We start from the raw sequence: 22,641 nt of genomic DNA, 5'->3' as shown, positions 1-22,641 counted from the left end.
GACCATTCGTCGGGCCCGCCAGGCATCCATTACAACTATCGCCGTCGCCAAAACTACTAACCCCATAGCACCCTTGATGCGCTATGGAGATTGAAATGACTGACTATCCACGCCCACCCTTCGCCCCTCAAGCCCAAGCCGTGCCCGGCACCCAGAAGAAAATGGAGCCTTATCCCGATTGTGGCGAGAAGAGCTACAAGGGCTCCGGCCGACTGGCCAACAAGATCGCCCTGATCACCGGTGCCGACAGCGGCATCGGTCGCGCGGTGGCCATCGCGTTTGCCCGCGAAGGTGCCGATGTTGCCATTGCCTACCTGGACGAACACGAGGACGCCAAGGAAACCGCACGCTGGGTTGAAGAAGCGGGCCGCCAGTGCCTGCTGCTGCCCGGTGATATCGCGCAGAAAGCCAACTGCCAGGCATTGGTCGACAAGACGGTCGAACAGTTCGGCCGCATTGACGTGCTGGTGAATAACGCGGCGTTCCAGATGACCCATGAAACCCTCGAAGAGATCGAGGATGAGGAATGGGTGAAGACCTTCGATATCAACATCACCGCGATGTTTCGTATCTGCAAGGCCGCACTGCCGCATATGCAGGCCGGCAGCTCGATCATCAACACCAGCTCGGTGAATTCCGACATGCCCAAGCCGACCCTGCTGGCCTATGCCGCGACCAAGGGCGCGATTGCCAACTTCACCGGCGGCCTGGCGCAATTGCTCGGCAGCAAGGGCATTCGGGTAAACAGCGTGGCACCTGGGCCGATCTGGACGCCGCTGATCGTGGCAACCATGCCTGACAAAGACGTCCAGAGCTTCGGCAGCGAAACCCCGATGGGCCGCCCTGGCCAGCCGGTGGAAGTGGCACCGATCTATGTGCTGCTGGCCTCGGACGAAGCCAGCTACATCTCCGGCTCCCGCTATGCCGTCACCGGCGGCAAACCCATCCTGTAGCGACTGGCTTACCGGCGGTGTCGGCCTCTCGGCTTCCCAGGAAGACCGAGGCGCCTGCATCGCGGGCAAGTCCGGCTCCCACAAAAAACGCTCTACAGATCGAACCGATCCACCGCCCGCCGCCGCTCATTGTCGTCACGTACGTCATAGCTGGCGGTGGTCTGGATATTGGTGTGGTGCGCGAGCTTCTGTGCGATCGACAGATCATGTTCCTCGATCACCCGCGTGATGAACGAGCGCCGGAAGTCGTGGGGCATGATCTTCACGCCCACCTGCTCGCCGCGCTGGCGGGCAATGTAGTAAATCGCGTGTTTTGTGATGCGTTCGCGGGTGATATGGCTGCCGCGACGGATGCGATTGAACAGGAAGCTGTCGTCCTGCTCACCTTCCTTGAGCTGCTCGCGCCGAAACGCCAGCCAGGCCTGCAACTTGGCAAAGGCCCAGTCCGGCGCATACTTGACCAGCTCCTTGTTGCCCTTGCCGATCACCCGCAGGCTGCGCTCTGCAAAATTGATCTGCGCCAGGTCAAGGTTGACCGACTCCGACTTGCGCATGCCCGAGCCGTACAGGATGCCGATCACCGCCGCGTCCCGCAGGCCCTGTGGGCGTGGGTCGGCGGCGCAGACTTCCATCATTTCGCGGATCAGCGTGCGTCGCAGGTTGCGCCCCTGTCCCAGGCGGGTACCGGGCGCGGCCTTGACCGTGCGCATGCGCAGCAGGTGTTCCTGGCTGATCAGGCTCAGGCGCCACGCCTCGTTCATCACCCCGCGCACGGCGTTCACATACAACGATGAGGTGTTGGGCGCGTAGCCGTCCTCGCGCAAGGCGGCGACCAGGGCGATCACGTGTTCAGGCTGCAGCAGGTGCCAGTCGATGTCTTCGAGGTTGATGTCCTCGAAGCCCAGGCGGTCGGCGGCGTCCTGCAGCACGTAGCGCATGGTCAGTTGGCTGGAGGGCGCCAGGCGGGTGAGGTAAAGGGTCAGCGGGTTGCGGATAGACTCAGTCAAGGTAGATCAGCCTTTGGATTAAATACCTCGAACAAGCCATTGTTTAATCGAGGTATTTAGTGAATTGGCGAGGCCTGAGTCTACCCCAGCAAGAGCCCTCGCACCACATCACGGGGCGCTGTCGTCATCCTCGGTGGAATCTTGCGGTTGGGTCTGGGCCTGGCTCCAATCGGTGTCCTGCTTCTGCATCAGCGCGAACCAGTGCTGACGCATAAAGGTCAGGTACGCCTCGGGGGCCTTGGCAAAATCCTTCTCATCGCCATAGCAGCCCGGCAAGGGCAACTCGGTGCCCTGCTCCTTGTATTGGCTGACCAATGCCTGCTGGCCGGCCACGCTGCAATCCTTGGGCAGCGGCATGCCGCGCAGGGCGCCCGCTTCTTCGTCCCACCAACTGGCGCCGACCCGGTCGACACCGCGCAGGCGGTACTTCTGCGACTTGCCCACGTGCATGATCAACTTGAATTCATTGGGACTGACGTCGCTGGTGCAGGTGCGCGAGTAACCCACGGTCGCCTGGGTGATGCCATCGCCGGCAAGGTCGGTGACCTTGGTCGCCTCCCGGTCGAAGCGCAGGGCGGCGTCGAATTCGCAGTGCTGCACGTCGTCGTAGAGCATCCACACGCGCTTGGGGCGATTGCCATCGATCAGGTACTGAGCCGCGTAGACGAAGGCCGACTGGGTCCCGTCATCGTCGCGCTCGCTGACTTGCTCGGCGAGCACCAGCAGGTTCTTGCCCTGGCGATCGTCCCAGGTATACGCGGCGATCTGCTTGCCGCGCACTTCCACCCCGTCCGGCACCTGGTCGATGCTGGTCAGCGCCACGCCGTCGTCGGCGCGCACCGTGGTGACGCACGCCACGGTCATCAACAATCCCATCAACACTGGCCGCAACTGGCCGCGTAAAAGCTGCACGCTATTCATCCGATCACCCTGGCAAGAGACGGCTTACTTTACCGGCACTTGGGGCGCATTGCAGAGAAGATTCTTGAATAAAGTGCCAACGCGCAGGGCGCACGTTTGCGTTGAACCAAACACCTGCGCGGCCGTTCCTATTTCGCCAGCCAATTCAACGGACAACGCCGTGGATGTTTAGCTGAACCCTAGCTGTCTACCTGTCAAATAAACGAGTTTTTCATCTGCCTTTCATATCTGTTCAACATTTTTGCGCTTAATCTTGAACGTGAAACTTAATAGCAAATTGCGCAACACCGTCTAACCTGTTGATTACGCTTCACCTTTAGCACCGTCCCTGCTTCTACGGTCTAGACGTTTGCCCACTGTTTATTGATGTTTTCACGCTCCAAGTTGCGCTAACCCCCGAGGTCATGAATCTTTGAAACCCTACCCTATTCATTGCGTGTCGATCGTCATCCCGGTCTACAACGAACAAGAAAGCCTGCCTGAACTGCTGCGTCGCACCACCGCAGCGTGCCAGCAACTGGCCTACGAATACGAAATCATCCTGGTGGATGACGGTAGCCGCGACAATTCGGCCCAACTGCTGGAAGACGCTGCCGCCGTAGACGGCAGCAAGGTGGTCGCGGTGATCCTCAACCGCAACTACGGCCAGCATGCCGCGATCATGGCCGGTTTCGAGCAGTGCCGGGGCGAGGTGGTGATTACCCTCGACGCCGACCTGCAGAACCCTCCCGAAGAAATCCCGCGCCTGGTCGAACAAGCCGCGCTGGGCTACGACGTGGTTGCCACCGTGCGCAACAATCGCCAGGACTCGGCCTTTCGCCGCTGGCCGTCGCGCCTGATCAACCTGGCGGTGCAACGCTCCACCGGCGTGGCCATGACCGACTACGGCTGCATGCTGCGCGCTTACCGGCGCACCATCGTCGACGCCATGCTTGCCTGCCGCGAGCGCAGCACCTTCATTCCGATCCTGGCCAACGGCTTTGCCCGCCACACCACCGAGATCCTGGTGCACCACGCCGAGCGCGAGCACGGCGAATCCAAATACAGCGCCATGCGCCTGATCAGCCTGATGTTCGACCTGCTGACCTGCATGACCACCACCCCGCTGCGGCTGCTGTCCATCGTCGGCTTCAGCCTGGCGGCGCTGGGCGTTTTTTTCGCCTTCGCGTTGATCGTCATGCGCCTGGCATTCGGTGCCGACTGGGCCGGTGATGGCCTGTTCGTGCTGTTCGCCGTGCTGTTCGTGTTCACCGGTGGCCAGTTCATCGGCATGGGCCTGCTGGGTGAATACCTGGGCCGCATGTACAGCGACGTGCGTGCCCGCCCTCGGTTCTTCATTGAAAAAGTGCTGCGCAACCAACCGGCAGCACCGGCACCCGTGGTCGTCGTCGACGGCCTGGTGTCTTCCCATACCACTTCTACTTCTCCTTCCGATCAGGTTTCGTCATGAATTCAAACGCCGTTGTCTTCGCTTACCACGATATTGGCTGTGCAGGCATTGAAGCCCTGCTGGCTGCCGGCTACGACATTGCTGCCGTGTTTACCCATGCCGACGACCCCAAGGAAAACAACTTCTACGGTTCCGTCGCGCAGTTGTGCGCCCGTAACGGCATTCCAGTGCACGCGCCGGAAGACGCCAACCACCCGCTGTGGATCGAGCGTATTGCCAAGCTCAAACCGGACTTCATCTTCTCCTTCTACTACCGCAACCTGCTGAGCGAAGCCCTGTTGGCCACCGCCAGCAAAGGCGCGTTCAACCTGCACGGTTCGCTGTTGCCCAAATACCGTGGCCGCGCACCGGCCAACTGGGTGCTGGTGAAAGGCGAAACCGAAACCGGCGTGACCCTGCACCGCATGGTCAAGCGTGCCGATGCCGGCGCGATCCTGGCCCAGCAGAAGGTCGCCATCGAGCGCACCGACACCGGCCTGACCCTGCACGCCAAACTGCGCGACGCCGCCAGCAACCTGCTGCGTGACGCCCTGCCGCAACTGGCCGCCGGCAAGCTGACTGAAACCGCCCAGGACGAAAGCCAGGCCACCTACTTCGGTCGTCGCACCGCTGCCGACGGCAAGTTGGAGTGGAAAAAGCCGGCTGAAGAACTGTTCAACCTGGTTCGCGCCGTGACTCAACCGTACCCGGGCGCCTTCTGCGCCGTGGGCGAGCACAAGCTGATCGTCTGGCAGGCCGAGGTGGTGAAGGGCAATGAAGGCCTGGCGCCGGGCCGCGTGATCAGCGTCAACCCGCTGCGCATCGCCTGTGGTGAAGACTCGCTGGTGGTCAAGTTCGGCCAACGCAATGACAACGGCCTGTACCTGGCCGGCCCATCCCTGGCCAATGAACTCGGCCTGGTCGACGGCTCCGTGCTGCGTGGCGCCGAGTCCGGCCGCAAGCCGCGCCGTACCCGCGTGCTGATCCTCGGTGTGAACGGCTTTATCGGTAACCACTTGTCCGAGCGCCTGCTGCGTGACGACCGCTACGAAGTCTACGGCCTGGACATCGGCTCCGACGCCATCGAGCGCCTGCGCAGCCACCCGAACTTCCACTACGTGGAAGGCGACATCAGCATCCACACCGAGTGGATCGAGTACCACATCAAGAAGTGCGACGTGGTCCTGCCGCTGGTGGCCATCGCCACGCCAATCGAATACACGCGTAACCCGCTGCGCGTGTTCGAGCTGGACTTCGAGGAAAACCTCAAGCTGGTGCGCTACTGCGTCAAGTACAACAAGCGCGTGATCTTCCCGTCGACCTCCGAAGTCTATGGCATGTGCCAGGACCAGTACTTCGACGAAGACACCTCCAACCTGGTGGTCGGCCCGGTCAACAAGCAGCGCTGGATCTACTCGGTCTCCAAGCAACTGCTCGACCGCGTGATCTGGGCCTACGGCGCCAAGGGCCTGAACTTCACACTGTTCCGTCCCTTCAACTGGATGGGCCCGCGCCTGGACCGCCTGGATTCGGCGCGTATCGGCAGCTCCCGCGCGATCACCCAGTTGATCCTCAACCTGGTGGAAGGCACGCCGATCCGCCTGTTCGACGGCGGCGAGCAAAAGCGTTGCTTCACTGACATCGCCGACGGCATCGAAGCCCTGGCGCGCATCATTGATAACGACAACGATGTCTGCAACGGCCAGATCATCAACATCGGCAACCCGGAAAACGAAGCCAGCATCCGCCAGTTGGGCGAAGAGCTGCTGCGTCAGTTCGAAGCGCATCCGTTGCGTGGCAACTTCCCGCCGTTCGCCGGTTTCCGCGACGTCGAGAGCAAGGCGTTCTACGGCACCGGTTACCAGGACGTGGCACACCGCAAGCCAAGCATCGAAAACGCCAAGCGCCTGCTGAACTGGGAGCCGACCGTGGAGATGAGCGAGACCATCGGCAACACCCTGGACTTCTTCCTGCGTGAAGCCATGCTCGAAATCGCGGACAAGAAGTAATGAAGGCAGGCTTGCGCATTGACGTCGACACCTACCGTGGGACCCGTGAAGGGGTGCCGCGGCTGCTCGAATCCCTGGATGAAGCCGGGGTCAAGGCGACGTTCTTCTTCAGTGTCGGGCCGGACAACATGGGGCGCCACTTGTGGCGCCTGATCCGCCCGCAGTTCCTGTGGAAGATGCTGCGTTCCAACGCTGCCGGCCTGTATGGCTGGGATATTTTGCTCGCCGGCACTGCCTGGCCGGGCAAGCCGATCGGCCGTGACCTGGGGCATTTGATGCGCCAGGCCAAGGCCGCCGGCCATGAAGTCGGCCTGCATGCCTGGGATCACCATGGCTGGCAGGCCAACACCGGGCGCTGGAGCGACGCACAACTGGTCGAGCAGATTCGGCGCGGCGTCGACACCCTGAGCGATATCCTGGGTGAACGCATCGACTGTTCCGCGGCCGCCGGTTGGCGCGCCGATGAACGCGTGGTGCAGGCCAAGCAAGGGTTCAACTTCCGCTACAACAGTGATTGTCGGGGCACGAGCCTGTTCAGGCCAACCTTGGCCGATGGCCGCGCGGGCACCCCACAGATTCCGGTCGACCTGCCGACCTTCGACGAAGTCGTCGGGCCGGTGGTAGCTGCCAAGGATTTCAATAGCTACATCCTCGAGCGCTTCGCGGAGTCGAAGCTCAACGTCTACACCATCCACGCAGAAGTAGAAGGGATTCTGATGGCCAATGATTTTCGCCAGTTGCTGGCCCAGGCAGGGCAGCGCGGCATCGATTTCCAACCGCTGGGCGAGTTGCTGCCTGCCGACGTCACCACCCTGCCCCAGCAGCAGCTGGTGCGCGGCGCCCTGAGCGGCCGTGAGGGTTGGCTCGGAGTGCAACAGGCATGATCCGTCGTTGGGCCCTGCCCCTGCTCCTGTTGGCGTTCGGCGTGTTTTATCTGCTGCCGCTGGCCACCCACGGCCTGTGGATTCCGGATGAAACCCGCTATGCGCAGATCAGCCAGGAAATGCTGCTGACCGGCAAATGGGCGTCGCCGCACTTCATGGGTATTCGCTATTTCGAAAAGCCTGCGGCCGGCTACTGGATGATCGCGCTGGGCCAGGCGATCTTCGGGCAGAACCTGTTCGGCGTGCGCTTTGCGTCGGCATTGAGCACCGGCCTGAGCATCCTGCTGGTGTACCTGGTGTCACGCCGGTTGTGGAATGACCCGCAAAAAAGCCTGGTCAGCACCGTGCTGTACATGAGCTTTGTCAGCGTCGCGGCCCTCGGCGGCTATGCCAACCTGGATCCGCAGTTCACCTTCTGGGTCAACCTCACCGGTGTGGCCCTGTGGTTTTGCTTCGACAGCACCACGCGCAGCGGCCGGTTGTGGTCCTGGGCAGTGCTGGGCCTGGCATGTGGCATGGGCTTCATGACCAAGGGGTTCCTGGCCTGGCTGTTGCCGGTGTTGATCGCCCTGCCCTACGCAATCTGGCAGAAGCGTTTTCGCGAACTGTTGGGTTATGGCCTGGTGGCCGTAGCGGTGGCGATTGTGGTCAGCGTGCCGTGGGCATTGGCCGTGCACCTGCAGGAACCGGACTACTGGAATTTCTTCTTCTGGCACGAGCATATCCAGCGCTTTGCCGGCGACGACGCCCAGCATGCCGAGCCGTTCTGGTATTACTTGCCGCTGCTGGTGGCGTTCTCGCTGCCGTGGGTCGCCCTGCTGCCGTCCACCCTCAAGCAGGCGTGGCAAGACAAGCGCACGGCGAAGGTCGGCTTTGTGTTGCTGTGGCTGCTGATGCCCCTGGCCTTCTTCAGCCTGGCCAAAGGCAAGCTGCCCTCCTACATCATGCCGTGCCTGCTGCCGCTGGCCTTGCTGATGGGCAACACCCTGGCGGATAAACTGGCCCAGGGCCGCGGTCGCGCGTTGCGCCTCAACGGCTGGCTGAACCTGGTTCTCGGCGTGGTGGTATTGCTCGCCCTGAGCTGGTTCCAACTGAAAAAGCCGCTGTACGAACATGGCCAGGAAACCTTCAGCCTGGTGCTGGTGTTTGTCTTCCTGTTCGGCTGGATCCTGGTCAACCTGCTGCAGGCTGCACGGCCATTGCACCTGTGGGCCGCGCCGGTGATCGGCAGCTGGCTGATGGTCGCCCTGCTGCCGGCCGCACTGCCGCATTCGGTGGTCTACAACAAGACCCCGGATCAATTCATCATCGATCACCTGCAGGCACTGCGCCCGGCTACGGCGTTGCTCAGCAACGACCTTGGCGCGGCATCGGCCCTGGCGTGGCGCCTGCAGCGCCCGGATGTGACGCTGTACAACACGGTCGGCGAAGTGAAGTACGGCCTGGCCTACCCGGATGCCGGGCATCACAAGGTCGACACCCGCCAGGTCCAGCAGTGGATGAGCGAGGCGCGCAAACAAGGGCCGGTGGGTGTGGTGATGCGCGTCAAAGGCGACGATGAAATCGCCGAAGTAGCGCTGCTGCCCACCGACGGCGAGCGCTATGAGCAAGGCAATATCGTGATTCTGATCTTCCCGCAGGTGCAGCCGTGATCACCCTGCTCCTGCTATTGGCCGCCTGCCTGCTGACCTGCATGGGCCAGGTCTCGCAAAAGTTCGCCGTGGAAAGCTGGCGTGACCTGCCGGACGGCTGGGCGCTGAAACTGCGCTCGCCGTGGCTGTGGGCGGCGCTGGTGTGCCTGGGCCTGGGCCTGCTGGTGTGGCTGCTGGTACTGCAGCGCCTGGAGGTCGGCATCGCCTACCCGATGCTCAGCCTGAATTTTGTCTTGGTCACGCTGATGGCGCGTTTTGTGTTCCATGAACACATCGATGGCCGTCACTGGCTGGGTGTGGCGCTGGTGATCGGCGGCGTCGTGCTACTGGGGCGTCACGTATGAGCCGGGTCCAGGGGTTTGCCCTGGCCCTGGGCAGCGTAGCACTGGTCAGCGCGGCCCAGCTGGGCATGCGCTGGAGCATGACGCGCCTGCCGCTGCCCAACGAATGGCTGACGGCCCAGATCGACCTCGGCGCCCTGGCTGTGGTGCTGCTGGCGATCCTCGCCTATGCGCTGTCGATGCTCTGCTGGCTCGGCGCGCTCAAACACCTGCCGTTGGGCCGGGCCTATTCGCTGCTGAGCATCAGCTACGCGCTGGTGTACCTGCTGGCGGCCAGCCTGCCGGTCTTCAACGAACACTTTTCGGTTTCAAAAACCCTGGGGGTGGCCTTGGTCATCCTCGGAGTGCTGGTTATCAACTCTCGCCGTGCTAGCGCTACAAGTCCCAGGAATGCCCCATGAAAATCAGTGTATTTGGTAGTGGTTACGTCGGTCTGGTGCAGGCCACCGTATTGGCCGAAGTCGGTCACGATGTCATCTGCATGGACGTCGATCAAAACAAGGTCAAGCTGTTGCAGCAAGGCCATGTGAGCATCTTCGAGCCGGGGCTGGCCGCGATGGTCAAGGAGAACCTGGAGAGCGGGCGACTGCACTTCACCTTTGATGAAAAGCTGGCCGTCGAACACGGCGAAGTACTGTTCATTGCCGTGGGCACGCCGTCGGATGAAGACGGCTCGGCCGACCTGAAATACGTGCTGTCGGTAGGCGATGCCGTGGCCCGCCACCGTATCGAGCCGGTGATCCTGGTGGAGAAATCCACCGTGCCGGTGGGCACCGGCGACACCCTGCGCGCGCACATCGAGAAGGCCCTGCACCTGGCGGGCCGGCACCTGGAGTTCGATATCGTCTCCAACCCGGAATTCCTCAAGGAAGGCTCGGCCGTGGCCGACTGCCGCCGCCCGGATCGCATCATCATCGGCTGCGAGCGCGAAGAAGTGCGTGACGTGATGCGCGACCTGTACGCGCCGTTCAACCGCAACCATGACCGCATCATCTTCATGGACCTGCGCAGCGCCGAGCTGACCAAGTACGCCGCCAACTGCATGCTCGCGACCAAGATCAGCTTTATCAACCAGATCGCCGAGCTGGCCGAGCACTTGGGCGCGGATATCGAAGCCGTACGCCTGGGCATCGGTGCCGACTCGCGCATTGGCTACCACTTCATCTACCCTGGCTGCGGCTACGGCGGCTCGTGCTTCCCCAAGGACATGCGCGCGCTGATCCACAGTGCCAAGCAGGCCAACTGCTCCAGTGACCTGTTGGAAGCCGTGGAAGCGATCAACCAGCGCCAGAAGAGCAAGCTGTTCGAGCGTATCAATGCGTTCTTCAAGGGCAACCTGCGCGGCAAGACCTTTGCCCTTTGGGGCCTGGCGTTCAAACCGAACACCGACGACATGCGCGATGCCCCCAGCCGTGTATTGATGGAAGCCCTGTGGGCCGCCGGCGCCAACGTACGCGCGTTCGACCCGGAAGCCATGCAGGAAACCCAGCGCATCTACGGCGATGACCCGCACCTGATGCTGATGGGCACCCCGGAGTCGACCTTGAGCGGCGCCGATGCGCTGATCGTCTGCACCGAATGGCAGCAGTTCAAGGCACCGGACTTCGACCTGATTCACCAGCGCCTGAAAACCCCGGTGATCTTCGACGGCCGCAACCTGTATGACGGCGAGCGCCTGGCGCGCAAAGGCTTCCAGTACTTCCCGATGGGCCGTGGCGACTCGTGCCAGTTGCCGATTCCGCAGCAACAGTGGGTGCCACAGGTCGTGGAAGCCTGATACGTGAACAAAGCTCAACCGTCCCTGCTGAGCCCGACGATTCGCCGCCAATCCCTACTGCTGGGGTTGCTGGCGCTGGCGTTATTCATCGCTGGCAGCTGGCACCAGGCGATTATCGGCTTCGACTCCCGCTTCGTGGTGTTTGCCCAGGAGATGCTGCGCCACGGGCCGGGCTTTTTCCCGACCACCTACGGGCAGCCGTATGCGGATTACCTGGCCACCTCGACACTGCTGACCTGGTTGCTGTCGTTGCCCCTGGGCCAGGTCACCAGCCTCACGGCCTGGTTGCCCACGGCGCTGGCCTCGGCAGCGATCGTGGTGCTGGTGTATCGCCTCACGGCGCCCCACTCCCGGCACTGGGGCCTGCTGAGCATCGCGGTATTGCTGCTCAGCAGCACCTTCATCAGTGAAACCCGCTCGGTATCCCTCGACCAGATGCTCGCCGCGATTGCCCTGGCGGTGTTCTACCTGGGTTACGCGCATGACCACTTCGGTGCTGGCAAGCGCTTGCACTGGCTGTACCTGCTGCTGATCCTCGGCTTTGCGATTCGCGGGCCGATTGGCCTGGTGATACCCACCGGCGTGCTGTGCAGCTACTACCTGATCAATCGGCAATGGCGGCAGCTGTTCAGTTTTGGCTTGCTGGCGCTGGCGCTGTTGGTGGCGTGTGTCGGCCTGCTGTTGCTGATGGCCAAGCTCAGCGGCGGTGAAAGCTTCATGCAGGACGTGATCCGCATGCAGTTCCTGGGGCGCATGGACGGCAGCGAAGGCTCCAGCGGCGTGCTGTATTACTTCACCAGTTCGCTGGGCAATTACGCCATGGCCTATCCCGTGGCGCTGCTGGTACTGCTGGCAATCGCCCTCGGCGGCCAGCGTACGCCGGGGCCGGCCTTGCAGTTGGTGCTGTACTGCGCGGCCGCCGGCCTGCTGGTGATGCTTGGCCTGTCGATCCCACAGGCGAAAAAGGCGCGCTATGTGCTGCCGATGTTGCCCATGGCGGCAATCATTGCGGCCTATCCGTTCCAGGTTGCCGAGGGTCGGCTGTTTGCCGGGTTGCGCAGGCTGATGCTGGGCATTTGGACGTTGCTTCCGACGCTGCTGATCGCCGGGTTGTTGTTCGCACGCACACGTTATCCGCAGCAGCTGGAGCATCTGGGGCCAATGTTTGGCCTGCTGGGCGCGCTGCAGGTCGTGGCTTTGCTGGCGTTGTTCAAGGCGCAACTGCGCCCGCTGGGCCCGGCGTTGGCCGGTGTACTGGCGGTGTGGGCCAGCTATATCGGCGTGGTCGAGCCGCTGGAGCGCAGCCTCTACGACACCCGCACGTTTACCCTGCAGGTGCACGAGCAGGTCATGCAGCAGCGCGCGCCCGTGGTATTGCACGGCCTGGGTAAAGACGCCAAGGCCATCAAATACATGGTCAACCTTGATTGCGACCAGGTACCGTTGTTCACCCAGAACCCCGCTGACCTGAACCCGATACAAGGGCCGGCCTGGCTGGTGATGAGCGAGGCGGATTTCGAAGGGTTGAAAGACCCGCGCTTTCGCGCCCTCACGCCGACCCTGAGCGGTGAGTTCGACCGCAACCCCTACGTGCTGCTGCACCTGGCCCAGGCCCCACACCCTTGAGTGCTCTGCGTCGGGGCTCCCGACGCAGAAAACTCCTACGCAGCTATGCGTAATTGCTGCGACCATTGCCCTTCCCCGCGCCCGAAACCCAACGGTAAACTCGAATGCCATGTGTGGTAATCATTTACCGCCACGGGTCATGCATAACAACAAGGAAGCTGTAGGCCCGCGGTGTACGCCGCAGCCTATCCAATAAGAGGACAATGCCGTGTCAGATGATGTTTCGCCGGGCGTCTACGCGACCCCGGAGCCCGATCTCGTTCACGTTGGCTATTTGCCGGTCCCGCCCCTGGAGCGGCTGATGGAATTACGCGACGCGCTGGTGGCGCTCAAGGGCCCACTTGCCAGTGATACCGGGCTGCAGGCGGATCTGCGAAAACGCTTGTTCAACGACGAGACCGATGATCGCGTCCTGGGCAAGCTCAGTGTGCAGGTCCCTCTTTTGTAAGTGTGGCAGTCTCATTTAACTGCATTATTTTTGGATTTAACCTGCATTAATATGCATTGGCGCGCTGTCGACAGGCACGGCACACTGCACAGGTTCCTTCCCCCAATGTTGGAACTTTCAAAGGGCTTTTCCGGGCAACCAGACAAGCCTTTTTTTTGCCTGTCGTTTATGGAATGCCTGTCAATGCTCGCTCGCTGGTTCCCTGCTGCTATCAATACCCGTCCCACCGAATGGAGTCGTGCCGCTATCGGCATGGCGCTCGGCACGCTGTTCAGCGTGTGGTTATGTGCCCAAGTGTTTGGCATGGACGTGGCCCTGCACCTGCTGGGGCCACTCGGGGCCTCGGCGGTGTTGTTGTTTGCGGTCTCATCCGGCGCGCTCGCGCAACCCTGGTCGATCATCGGCAGCTACCTGTGTGCCGGCGTGGTGGCCTTGCTGGTGGCCCGCGTCCTTGGGCGCACCCTGGGCGGTGCGTGCCTGGCGGCAGGCATGACGGTGGTATTGATGTGCTGGCTGCGCTGCCTGCATCCACCTGCCGGTGGCCTGGCCATGACCCTGGTACTGGCCGACCCGGCCTCGGCCGCCCTCGGCTGGCATGAGATGGGCGCGGTGTTGCTGGGTGCCGGCGCCCTGCTCGCCTGTGCACTGGCCTACAACAATGCCACGCGCACCCGCTACCCCAAGGGCGCCGTCGAGGCTCCCGCGGTGGTCCTGCCAGACACCCAGGCCGCTCAAGACCCGGCCATTACCGCTGCCGACCTGAAGCTCGCGCTGGCCGACATGGAGCAGTTCTACGATGTCGCCCCCAGCGAGTTGGAACAGTTGATCCACGCCGCCGAAACCCACGCACGGCGCCGCAGTATTGGTGAAGTCCTGGCCAGCCGCATCCCCTGACGCAGACACGCGGCCTGCTGCATAAATGCAAAAACGACCTGCATGATTGAAGGTTGTACTGGGCAAATTTGCACTGGTACGATCGCGAGATGGTTCTTCGCTGAACCTCTTGATAAAGAACAATAAAAGCAGGGAGTTACAGATGACTGCTCAGGTTTCAAACCAAGCAAGCAGCGCCGATATCCTTCAAGACGACGTCCTGGCCGAAGTGCGCAACCACATCGGCCACCTTACCCTCAACCGCCCTGCCGGCCTCAACGCAATCACCCTGGACATGGTCCGCAGCCTCGCCCGCCAGCTGCAGGCGTGGGCCGACGATCCGCAGGTGCATGCCGTGGTGCTGCGCGGCGCCGGCGAAAAGGCCTTTTGCGCCGGCGGTGATATTCGCTCCCTCTACGACAGCTTCAAAAACGGCGACACCCTGCACGAAGATTTCTTCGTCGAGGAATACGCGCTGGACCTGGCCATCCACCATTACCGCAAACCTGTCCTCGCGTTGATGGACGGGTTTGTCCTCGGCGGCGGCATGGGCCTGGTGCAGGGCGCGGATCTGCGCGTGGTCACCGAGCGCAGCCGCCTGGCCATGCCGGAAGTGGCAATCGGTTACTTCCCGGACGTTGGCGGCAGCTACTTCTTGCCGCGCATTCCCGGCGAGCTGGGGATTTACCTCGGCGTCACCGGCGTGCAGATTCGCGCCGCCGACGCCCTCTACTGCGGCCTCGCCGATTGGTACCTGGACAGCGCAAAGCTGGCCGACCTCGACCACAAGCTCGACCGCCTGCAATGGCACGAGTCGCCACTCAAGGACCTGCAGGGCGTACTGGCCAAACTCGCCGTGCAACAGTTGCCCGACGCGCCGCTGGCCGCCTTGCGCCCGGCCATCGACCATTTCTTCGGCCTGCCGGATATACCGAGTATCGTCGAGCAATTGCAGCAGGTGACGGTCGCCGACAGCCATGAATGGGCACTCACTACCGCCCAACTGATGCACACCCGCTCGCCGCTGGCCATGGCCGTGACCCTGGAAATGCTGCGTCGCGGCCGGCGCCTGCCGCTGGAACGCTGCTTTGCCCTGGAACTGCACCTTGACCGCCAGTGGTTTGAACGCGGCGACCTCATCGAAGGCGTTCGTGCGCTGATCATCGACAAGGACAAGGCCCCGCGTTGGAATCCACCCACGCTGCACGGCCTGGACCACACCCATGTCGAGAGCTTCTTCCATCACTTCGAGAAGGTTGCGAACTAAGCCATGCAAGATATTGAATACACTGAAGAACAAGTGATGATTCGCGACATGGCGCGTGACTTTGCCCGTGGCGAAATCGCCCCCCATGCCCAAGCCTGGGAGAAAGCCGGCTGGATCGACGATGCCCTGGTCGCGAAGATGGGCGAACTCGGGCTGCTGGGCATGGTGGTCCCCGAAGAATGGGGTGGCACCTATGTCGACTACGTCGCATATGCCTTGGCGGTCGAGGAAATTTCCGCCGGCGATGGCGCCACCGGCGCGCTGATGAGTATCCACAATTCAGTCGGTTGCGGGCCCATTCTCAACTACGGCACACAGGAACAGAAACAGACCTGGCTGGCCGACCTCGCAAGTGGCCAGGCAATCGGTTGCTTCTGCCTCACCGAACCCCAGGCCGGTTCCGAAGCGCACAACCTGCGCACCCGCGCCGAGTTGCGCGATGGCCAATGGGTGATCAATGGTGCCAAGCAATTTGTCAGCAACGGCAAGCGCGCCAAGCTCGCTATTGTGTTCGCCGTGACCGACCCGCAATTGGGCAAGAAAGGTATCTCCGCATTCCTGGTGCCCACCGACACCCCAGGCTTCGTCGTCGACCGTACCGAACACAAGATGGGCATTCGCGCCTCGGACACCTGTGCCGTCACCCTCAACCAATGCAGCGTGCCCGAGGCCAACCTGCTGGGTGAGCGCGGCAAAGGCCTGGCGATTGCGCTGTCGAACCTGGAAGGCGGCCGCATCGGCATTGCCGCCCAGGCCCTGGGCATCGCCCGCGCGGCGTTTGAAGCTGCGCTGGTCTACGCCCGCGACCGCGTGCAGTTCGACAAGGCAATCATCGAGCACCAGAGCGTGGCGAACCTGCTGGCCGACATGCAAACCCGCCTGAACGCCGCGCGCTTGTTGATCCTGCACGCCGCGCGCCTGCGCTCGGCCGGCAAACCGTGCCTGTCGGAAGCCTCCCAGGCCAAGCTGTTCGCCTCGGAAATGGCCGAAAAGGTCTGCTCCTCGGCGATGCAGATTCACGGTGGGTATGGGTATCTGGAAGATTATCCCGTGGAACGCTACTACCGCGATGCGCGGATCACGCAGATTTACGAGGGGACCAGCGAGATACAGCGGATGGTGATTGCCAGGGAACTGAAGAACTATCCCCTCTAACTGAAAGACCACACCCCCCATGTGGGAGCGGGCTTGCTCGCGAATGCGCCAGGTCAGTCAAAGCTGCAGTGACTGATTAGCCGTATTCGCGGGCAAGCCCGCTCCCACATTTGGATCATCGGTGTAAGTGATGCGGGCTTACTTGTCCTTGAACGCCGGCGCACGCTTGGCCACGAACGCCGCCATGCCTTCCTTCTGATCCAGGGTCGCGAACGCGGCATGGAACACCCGGCGCTCAAAGCGCACGCCTTCGGACAGGCTCACTTCAAACGCGCGGTTCACGCTTTCCTTGACCATCATGCTGATCGGAACCGATTTGCCGGCGATCAATGTGGCAACCTTCAAGGCCTCTTCCAACAATTCATCCGCCGGCACAATGCGCGCGACAATCCCGCAGCGCTCGGCTTCCACTGCATCAATAAAGCGCCCGGTCAGGCACATTTCCATGGCCTTGGCCTTGCCCACCGCGCGGGTCAGGCGCTGCGTGCCGCCCATGCCCGGCAACACGCCGAGGTTGATTTCCGGCTGGCCGAACTTGGCGCCGTCACCGGCCAGGATAAAGTCGCACATCAACGCCAATTCACAGCCCCCGCCGAGGGCGAAACCGTTGACCGCGGCAATGATCGGCTTGCGGCGGTTGGCCACGCGGTCGCTGTCGCTGAACAGGTCGTCCAGGTAGATCTGCGGGTAGGTCAGCTCGGCCATTTCCTTGATGTCGGCGCCGGCGGCAAAGGCTTTCTTCGAGCCGGTCAGCACGATGCAGCCGATCTGTGGATCGGCTTCCAGGCCGTCCAGCGCCTGGTTCAGCTCGCTGACCAACTGCGCATTCAAGGCGTTCAGGGCTTGCGGGCGATTGAGGGTAATCAGCCCGACGCGGCCCTGGACTTCGAGCAAAATGGTTTCGTAACTCATGTATCGGCTCCTTAGAGATTGCGTGAGATGACCATGCGTTGAATATCGCTGGTGCCTTCGTAGATCTGGCAGACCCGCACATCGCGGTAGATCCGCTCGAGGGGGAAGTCGCTCAGGTAACCGTAACCGCCCAGGGTTTGCAAGGCGGCCGAACAGACTTTTTCAGCCATTTCCGAGGCGAACAGCTTGGCCATGGACGCTTCCACCAGCGCCGGCTTGCCGCTGTCACGCAGTGCCGCCGCGTACTGCACCATCTGCCGGGCGACGGCGATTTGCGTGGCCATGTCGGCCAGGCGAAACGCCACGGCCTGGTGCTCGATGAGTGGCTTGCCGAAGCTTTCGCGTTCCCTGGCATAGTCGCGGGCGGCTTCAAAGGCAGCGCGCGCCATGCCCACCGACTGCGAGGCGATACCCACGCGACCGCCTTCGAGGTTGGCCAGGGCGATTCGATAGCCTTCGCCCTCCGCGCCCAGGCGATTGGCCACCGGCACTTTCACGTCCTCGAACAGGATCTGGCAGGTGTCCGAGGCGTGCTGGCCGAGCTTGTCTTCGACCCGCGCCACACTGTAGCCCGGGGAGTCGGTGGGCACGATGAACGCGCTGATGCCGCGCTTGCCGGCGGCCGGGTCGGTCACCGCAAACACAATCACCACCCCGGCATTTTGCCCGGAGGTGATGAACTGCTTGCAGCCATTGAGCACGTAGTGATCACCGTCCAGGCGCGCCCGGGTCTTCAGGCTGCTGGCATCCGAACCGGCCTGAGGCTCGGTCAACGCAAACGCGCCGAGCATGGCGCCACTGGCGAGTGGCTTGAGGAATTGCTCTTTCTGCTGATCGTTGCCGAACGTGAGGATGGGCACGCAGCCCACCGAGTTGTGCACGCTCATGATGGTCGAGCAGGCCCCGTCGCCGGCGGCGATTTCTTCCAGGGCCATGGCGTAGGCCAGGTAGCCGGTGTCGCAGCCGCCCCACTGTTCCGGCACGAGCATGCCGAAAAAGCCCAGCTCGGCCATTTCGCCGATGGCTTCCTTGGGAAAGCGGTGCTCGCGGTCCCAGTCGGCTGCGAACGGTTTCAGCCGCTCCTGGGCAAATTGCCGGGCCGCGTCGCTGATCTGCAGTTGTTCGTCATTGGGCAGCATAGGGTTTCCTTAATACAGGCATTCAACGGCCATGGCCGTGGCTTCACCGCCGCCGATACAGATCGCGGCCACGCCACGCTTGAGGCCTTTCTGGCGCAGGGCCGCGAGCAGGGTCACCAGGATTCGCGCGCCGGAGGCACCGATCGGGTGGCCCAGGGCACAGGCGCCGCCGTGAACGTTGACCTTGGCGTGCGGGATTTCCAGCTTGCTCATCGTCACCAGGGTGACCACCGCGAAGGCCTCGTTGATCTCGAACAGGTCAACTTCGTCGATGCTCCAGCCGGTCTTGCTCATCAGCTTGCGGATTGCGCCCACCGGCGCCACCGGAAACAGCCCGGGCTCATCGGCAAAGGCCGCGTGACCATGGATCACCGCCAGCGGCTTGAGCCCGCGCTTGAGCGCCTCGGACTGGCGCATCAGCAACAAGGCCGCCGCACCGTCGGAGATCGAGCTGGAGTTGGCGGCCGTTACGGTACCGCCTTCGCGGAACGCCGGTTTCAGGCTGGCGATCTTGTCCAGCTTGGCCTTGGGCGGCTGTTCGTCGTGCTGGACGGTCTTCTGCTCCTTGCCGACCGTGACCTGCACCGGGACGATCTCGGCGGCGAAGCTGCCATGGGTGATCGCTTCTTGCGCACGCGTCAGCGAGGCGATGGCGAAGGCGTCCTGGGCTTCACGGGTAAAGCCGTTGTGCGCAGCGCAGTCTTCGGCAAAGGTGCCCATCAGGCGGCCCTTGTCGTAGGCGTCTTCGAGGCCGTCGAGGAACATATGGTCGAGCACGCGGCCGTGGCCCATGCGGTAGCCGCTGCGGGCGCGGTCGAGCAGATAAGGGGCGTTGGACATGCTTTCCATGCCGCCGGCAATCACCACTTCGACGCTGCCGGCCAGCAGCGAATCATGTGCCAGGATCGCCGCCTCCATGCCCGAACCGCACATCTTGTTGAGGGTGGTGCAGCGCGTCGACTTGTCCAGCCCGGCGCCGAGGGCCGCCTGGCGCGCCGGTGCCTGGCCGAGGCCGGCGGGCAGCACACAGCCGAACAGCACTTCATCGACAGCATCGGTGGCGATGCCGGCACGCTCGACCGCGGCACGGATCGCGGCAGAACCCAACTGAGGCGCGGTCAGGCCCTTGAGGTCGCCCTGGAAGCCGCCCATGGGGGTGCGCACGGCACTGACAATTACGATGGGATCAGTCATGGAAGTTCTCCTTACTTGGCGGCCATGCGCAAGGCGCCGTCGAGACGGATCACCTCACCATTGAGCATGCTGTTTTCGATGATGTGGCGGACCAGCGCCGCGTATTCTGCAGGCTTGCCCAGGCGCGGCGGGAATGGTACGCCTGCGGCCAGCGAGTCGCGCACTTCGGCGGTCATGCCGGCCATCATTGGCGTCTCGAAAATGCCCGGGGCGATGGTCATCACGCGGATACCAAAGCGCGCCAGCTCGCGAGCGGCCGGTAACGTGAGGCTGGCGATCGCGCCTTTGGAGGCGGAATAGGCAGCCTGGCCGATCTGCCCATCAAACGCTGCAACCGAGGCGGTGTTGATGATCACGCCGCGCTCGCCATCGGCATTCGCTTCGGTTTCAGCAATGGCCGCTGCCGCCAGGCGCAGCAGGTTGAAGCTGCCGATCAGGTTGACGTTGATCACCTGGGCAAAGCTGGCCAGCCCGTGGGGGCCGTTCTTGCCGAGAATTTTCTCGCCACGCACCACACCGGCGCAGTTGACCAGCCCGTGCAGGCCGCCAAAGGCGTCAACAGTCGCTTGCACGGCGGCTTCGGCCGCCGCTTCCTGGCTGATATCGGCCAAGGCGCTGCGCGCGTTCTCGCCCAACTGCTTGGCCTTGGCGGTCACCGCGTCGGCGTTCAAATCCACCAGCATCACCTTGGCACCGGCGGCAATCAGCATTTCTGCGGTGGCCGCGCCCAGGCCTGACGCGCCGCCGCTGACCAGGAAGATCTTGTTTTCAATCTGCATTATTGTTTCCTTGAACCAGAAGGACCGAATCGTGGAAATAGTCGCTCCCGCACGCTGGCGCAGCAATGGTCAAAGCTTTCAACCTGCTTGACTGGTTTGGCCAGTCATCAATCCTGCTTATCGGCCAGTCAGTCCAAGCGATTGGACGCCTGTCGCGCTTGCTTCTAATCTGAGGGGCTACACCCCCTGAAGCCGCGTCCCCGAAGAAGCCCTGTCCCGCCGATGATTGTGCGTCCCAAACCCAACCTCCTGGGTATCCTGTTCTCCCTCAAAGGCTCGATAGCCAAGCGCATTGCCCTGCGCAGCCTGCTGGTCACGTTGCTGGCCTCGGTGATCGTGCTGGTGGAAACCCTGCACCCGGCGTATTTCTCCAAGGTCAACGCCACGCCATTCACGCTGCTGGGGCTGTCGCTGTCGATCTTCATGAGCTTTCGCAATAACGCCTGCTATGACCGCTGGTGGGAAGGCCGCAAGCAACTGGGGCAGATGATCATCGATGTACGCTCGCTGATCCGCGAGACCCAGGTGCTCAGTGACCCGGCCGAGCGCGCCGGCCTGCTGCGCGCGCTGGGTGGTTTTGCGCACGGCCTGGTCGCCCGCCTGCGACATGAAGATGAAGCGCTGGCAATCAAACCGTGGAGCGGCGTCGACACCCGCCACCCCAACCTCCCCGACAAGCTGCTGCAGCAGGTCGGCGCGCGGTTTTCCGTGCTGACCGAACAGGGCGTGCTCAGCGAATGGCGCTACACCCAACTGGAGACCCGGCTGGTCAGCCTCAGCCAGGTGCAGGCCTCGTGCGAGCGGATCAAGGCCACGCCGCTGCCCTTCCCCTACACTTTGCTGCTGCACCGCACCATCTACCTGTTCTGCATTCTGTTGCCGTTCGCCATGGCCGAGCCCCTGGGCTGGCTCACGCCGGTGTTCACCGCCATTGTCAGCTACACCTTCTTTGGCCTGGACGAGATCGGCGATGATCTCGAAGACCCTTTCGGCTTTGACGAAAACGACCTGCCCTGCAACGCGATCCTGCGCACCCTGGAGCGCGAGATTCTCGCGGCCCTCGGCGAAACCGACTTGCCGCCGCCGCTCGAGCCGGTGGAATACGTGCTGACCTGACGCGGGTTTGACACCTGCCCTGGTCTGGCCGAAGCTGATGGCTTTGCTCTAGCTGCCCAAGCTTTCGGACGCCTGCATGTCAAAGTCACGCCGTTACTCCATCGTCGGCCTGTGCGCCCTGTTGTTGATTGTACTGATCACCTGGTATTTCTCCCGTTCCACACCGGTGGCCGTGCCACCCGCCATTGCCCATGGTTACGCGAAAGCGCTGAAACAGGCGCATAACGGCGAGCCGGGCGCGGCGCGCGTGCTCTATCAGCAATTGGGCCGGCCGGACCTGTCGCCCGAGCGCCGCGCCGCATTGCATGCCGAACTGCCCAACTACCCCAGCCCCCAGGCCTTGAAGCTGGCGGATAAAGACCTCGCCAGCGACTCGCCGCTGGTACGCGAAGCCGCTATCCATAGCATTGTCGGCCTAGTGCCCACGGGCCAGCGCACGCTGTTGCTCGGCCCTGCCCTGGATGACCCCGAACAAGGCGTGCGCTTTGCCGCCGCCAATGCGTTGCTCGGTCTCTCGCCCGACACCTTGGGCTTGTATTTCGGGCCCTTGCAGCAGGTGCTGGATGAGTTCGTGAAGAAGCTCAAGGCCCAGCCGGAAACGGCTGAGGGCTGGATTCAACTGGCGCGCCTGTACATCCACAGCGCCCTGCTGCCCGATGCACAAAATGCGCTGGAACAGGCCATGCGCCTGCAGCCGGACAACTTGCAGGCGGTGGTCGCGCAGATCGAGCTGCTGGATAAGCAAGGCAAGACCGACGAGTCCCGTCAACTGCTCGCGCGGCAACTGGCGGCGCACCCTGAATCGGCTTACCTGCAACATGCGCTGGGCATGTGGCTGCTGCACCACGGCGAGCGCCCCTATGCGCTGCTGGGCCTGTCCAAGGCCGTGGAGCTGGAGCCGGACAATCAGGATTACCGCTACGACCTGGCCACCACCCTGCACGCCCAGCAGGAACAGGAAGCGGCCCAGCGCCAGTTGGAAGAAATCATCCAGCGCCACCCGGCCAATCGCAAGGCGCGGGTGCTGCTCGTCACCTACTGGAAAGAAAGCGGCCAATTGCAGAACGTGCAGGTGCTGCTGGCCCAGCTCGAACAGCAAAACCCCGACGATCCGGCCCTGCAACAGGGTCTGTAGACATCACCGGCCGTATTTTCCAGG

At 62.8% G+C, this 22,641-nt stretch carries 21 protein-coding genes; 15 read left to right on the top strand and 6 right to left on the bottom strand.

Annotated elements, in window-relative coordinates:
- Positions 1-95 precede the first annotated feature (95 nt).
- Complete coding sequence (locus C9990_RS15455) at positions 96-953, top strand: SDR family oxidoreductase (protein WP_106805662.1); 858 nt, start codon at positions 96-98, stop codon at positions 951-953.
- A gap of 92 nt (positions 954-1,045) precedes the next feature.
- Here C9990_RS15455 and xerC read toward each other — a convergent pair whose 3' ends face one another.
- Both xerC and C9990_RS15445 read right to left on the bottom strand, forming a co-directional pair.
- Positions 1,046-1,960: a tyrosine recombinase XerC gene (gene xerC / locus C9990_RS15450; RefSeq protein WP_065905329.1), complete on the bottom strand. Its 915-nt coding sequence runs from the start codon at positions 1,958-1,960 to the stop codon at positions 1,046-1,048.
- A gap of 108 nt (positions 1,961-2,068) precedes the next feature.
- A complete protein-coding gene (locus C9990_RS15445; protein WP_106803831.1) occupies positions 2,069-2,881 on the bottom strand; it encodes a M949_RS01915 family surface polysaccharide biosynthesis protein in 813 nt (270 codons plus the stop codon).
- Between the two features lie 412 nt (positions 2,882-3,293).
- On the opposite strand from C9990_RS15445, the gene arnC reads away from it, so the two are divergent.
- From arnC to C9990_RS15385, 12 genes are all read left to right on the top strand, one after another.
- Positions 3,294-4,331 (top strand): undecaprenyl-phosphate 4-deoxy-4-formamido-L-arabinose transferase, encoded by a 1,038-nt coding sequence (gene arnC / locus C9990_RS15440; protein ID WP_065905334.1) that lies wholly within the window; start codon positions 3,294-3,296, stop codon positions 4,329-4,331.
- Positions 4,328-6,319: a bifunctional UDP-4-amino-4-deoxy-L-arabinose formyltransferase/UDP-glucuronic acid oxidase ArnA gene (gene arnA, locus C9990_RS15435; RefSeq protein ID WP_065905336.1), complete on the top strand. Its 1,992-nt coding sequence runs from the start codon at positions 4,328-4,330 to the stop codon at positions 6,317-6,319. Before arnC ends, arnA begins: the two co-directional genes overlap by 4 nt.
- Positions 6,319-7,203, top strand: coding sequence for a 4-deoxy-4-formamido-L-arabinose-phosphoundecaprenol deformylase (gene arnD / locus C9990_RS15430; RefSeq protein WP_106803830.1), 885 nt, complete (start codon positions 6,319-6,321; stop codon positions 7,201-7,203). Before arnA ends, arnD begins: the two co-directional genes overlap by 1 nt.
- On the top strand, positions 7,200-8,855 hold the full coding sequence (gene arnT, locus C9990_RS15425; RefSeq protein ID WP_106803829.1) for a lipid IV(A) 4-amino-4-deoxy-L-arabinosyltransferase: 1,656 nt from the start codon (positions 7,200-7,202) through the stop codon (positions 8,853-8,855). The genes arnD and arnT overlap by 4 nt, the downstream gene beginning before the upstream one ends.
- Complete coding sequence (gene arnE / locus C9990_RS15420) at positions 8,852-9,199, top strand: 4-amino-4-deoxy-L-arabinose-phosphoundecaprenol flippase subunit ArnE (RefSeq protein ID WP_065905342.1); 348 nt, start codon at positions 8,852-8,854, stop codon at positions 9,197-9,199. Before arnT ends, arnE begins: the two co-directional genes overlap by 4 nt.
- Complete coding sequence (gene arnF / locus C9990_RS15415; protein WP_106803828.1) at positions 9,196-9,597, top strand: 4-amino-4-deoxy-L-arabinose-phosphoundecaprenol flippase subunit ArnF; 402 nt, start codon at positions 9,196-9,198, stop codon at positions 9,595-9,597. Before arnE ends, arnF begins: the two co-directional genes overlap by 4 nt.
- The gene (locus tag C9990_RS15410) at positions 9,594-10,973 is read left to right on the top strand and encodes a UDP-glucose/GDP-mannose dehydrogenase family protein (protein WP_106803827.1); all 1,380 of its coding nucleotides are present in this window, start codon (positions 9,594-9,596) and stop codon (positions 10,971-10,973) included. Before arnF ends, C9990_RS15410 begins: the two co-directional genes overlap by 4 nt.
- A 3-nt stretch (positions 10,974-10,976) precedes the next feature.
- Positions 10,977-12,599, top strand: a complete 1,623-nt coding sequence (locus tag C9990_RS15405; RefSeq protein ID WP_106803826.1) for a glycosyltransferase family 39 protein — start codon at positions 10,977-10,979, stop codon at positions 12,597-12,599.
- Positions 12,600-12,807: 208 nt separating this feature from the next.
- Complete coding sequence (locus tag C9990_RS33085; protein ID WP_348775363.1) at positions 12,808-13,047, top strand: type VI secretion system contractile sheath small subunit; 240 nt, start codon at positions 12,808-12,810, stop codon at positions 13,045-13,047.
- A 183-nt stretch (positions 13,048-13,230) separates the two neighbouring features.
- Entirely contained in the window at positions 13,231-13,941 is a 711-nt protein-coding gene (locus tag C9990_RS15395; protein WP_106803824.1) for an HPP family protein, read from the top strand.
- A gap of 142 nt (positions 13,942-14,083) precedes the next feature.
- Positions 14,084-15,187, top strand: a complete 1,104-nt coding sequence (locus C9990_RS15390) for an enoyl-CoA hydratase/isomerase family protein (RefSeq protein WP_106803823.1) — start codon at positions 14,084-14,086, stop codon at positions 15,185-15,187.
- A 3-nt stretch (positions 15,188-15,190) separates the two neighbouring features.
- Positions 15,191-16,342 (top strand): acyl-CoA dehydrogenase family protein, encoded by a 1,152-nt coding sequence (locus C9990_RS15385; protein ID WP_106803822.1) that lies wholly within the window; start codon positions 15,191-15,193, stop codon positions 16,340-16,342.
- Between the two features lie 138 nt (positions 16,343-16,480).
- Here the strand turns inward: C9990_RS15385 and C9990_RS15380 are convergent, their stop codons facing one another.
- The 4 genes from C9990_RS15380 to C9990_RS15365 are packed head-to-tail and all read right to left on the bottom strand — an operon-like array spanning position 16,481 to position 20,366.
- On the bottom strand, positions 16,481-17,254 hold the full coding sequence (locus tag C9990_RS15380; RefSeq protein ID WP_065905355.1) for an enoyl-CoA hydratase: 774 nt from the start codon (positions 17,252-17,254) through the stop codon (positions 16,481-16,483).
- Between the two features lie 11 nt (positions 17,255-17,265).
- Entirely contained in the window at positions 17,266-18,393 is a 1,128-nt protein-coding gene (locus tag C9990_RS15375; protein ID WP_065905356.1) for an acyl-CoA dehydrogenase, read from the bottom strand.
- Positions 18,394-18,402: 9 nt separating this feature from the next.
- The gene (locus tag C9990_RS15370) at positions 18,403-19,587 is read right to left on the bottom strand and encodes an acetyl-CoA C-acyltransferase (RefSeq protein ID WP_106803821.1); all 1,185 of its coding nucleotides are present in this window, start codon (positions 19,585-19,587) and stop codon (positions 18,403-18,405) included.
- Positions 19,588-19,598: 11 nt separating this feature from the next.
- Positions 19,599-20,366: an SDR family NAD(P)-dependent oxidoreductase gene (locus C9990_RS15365; RefSeq protein WP_106803820.1), complete on the bottom strand. Its 768-nt coding sequence runs from the start codon at positions 20,364-20,366 to the stop codon at positions 19,599-19,601.
- Positions 20,367-20,588: 222 nt separating this feature from the next.
- On the opposite strand from C9990_RS15365, the gene C9990_RS15360 reads away from it, so the two are divergent.
- Positions 20,589-21,482 carry a bestrophin family protein gene (locus tag C9990_RS15360; RefSeq protein WP_106803819.1) on the top strand — a complete coding sequence of 298 codons (894 nt, stop codon included), beginning with the start codon at positions 20,589-20,591 and terminating at the stop codon, positions 21,480-21,482.
- Positions 21,483-21,558: 76 nt separating this feature from the next.
- Positions 21,559-22,617, top strand: a complete 1,059-nt coding sequence (locus C9990_RS15355; protein WP_065905361.1) for a tetratricopeptide repeat protein — start codon at positions 21,559-21,561, stop codon at positions 22,615-22,617.
- The last annotated feature ends 24 nt before the right edge of the window (positions 22,618-22,641 follow it).

Origin of the sequence: Pseudomonas sp. S5D5 (assembly GCF_003013355.1) — a bacterium.
GTDB classification, from domain to species: Bacteria; Pseudomonadota; Gammaproteobacteria; order Pseudomonadales; family Pseudomonadaceae; genus Aquipseudomonas; species Aquipseudomonas aylmerensis.
This window is presented reverse-complemented; position numbering and strand designations above follow the sequence as displayed.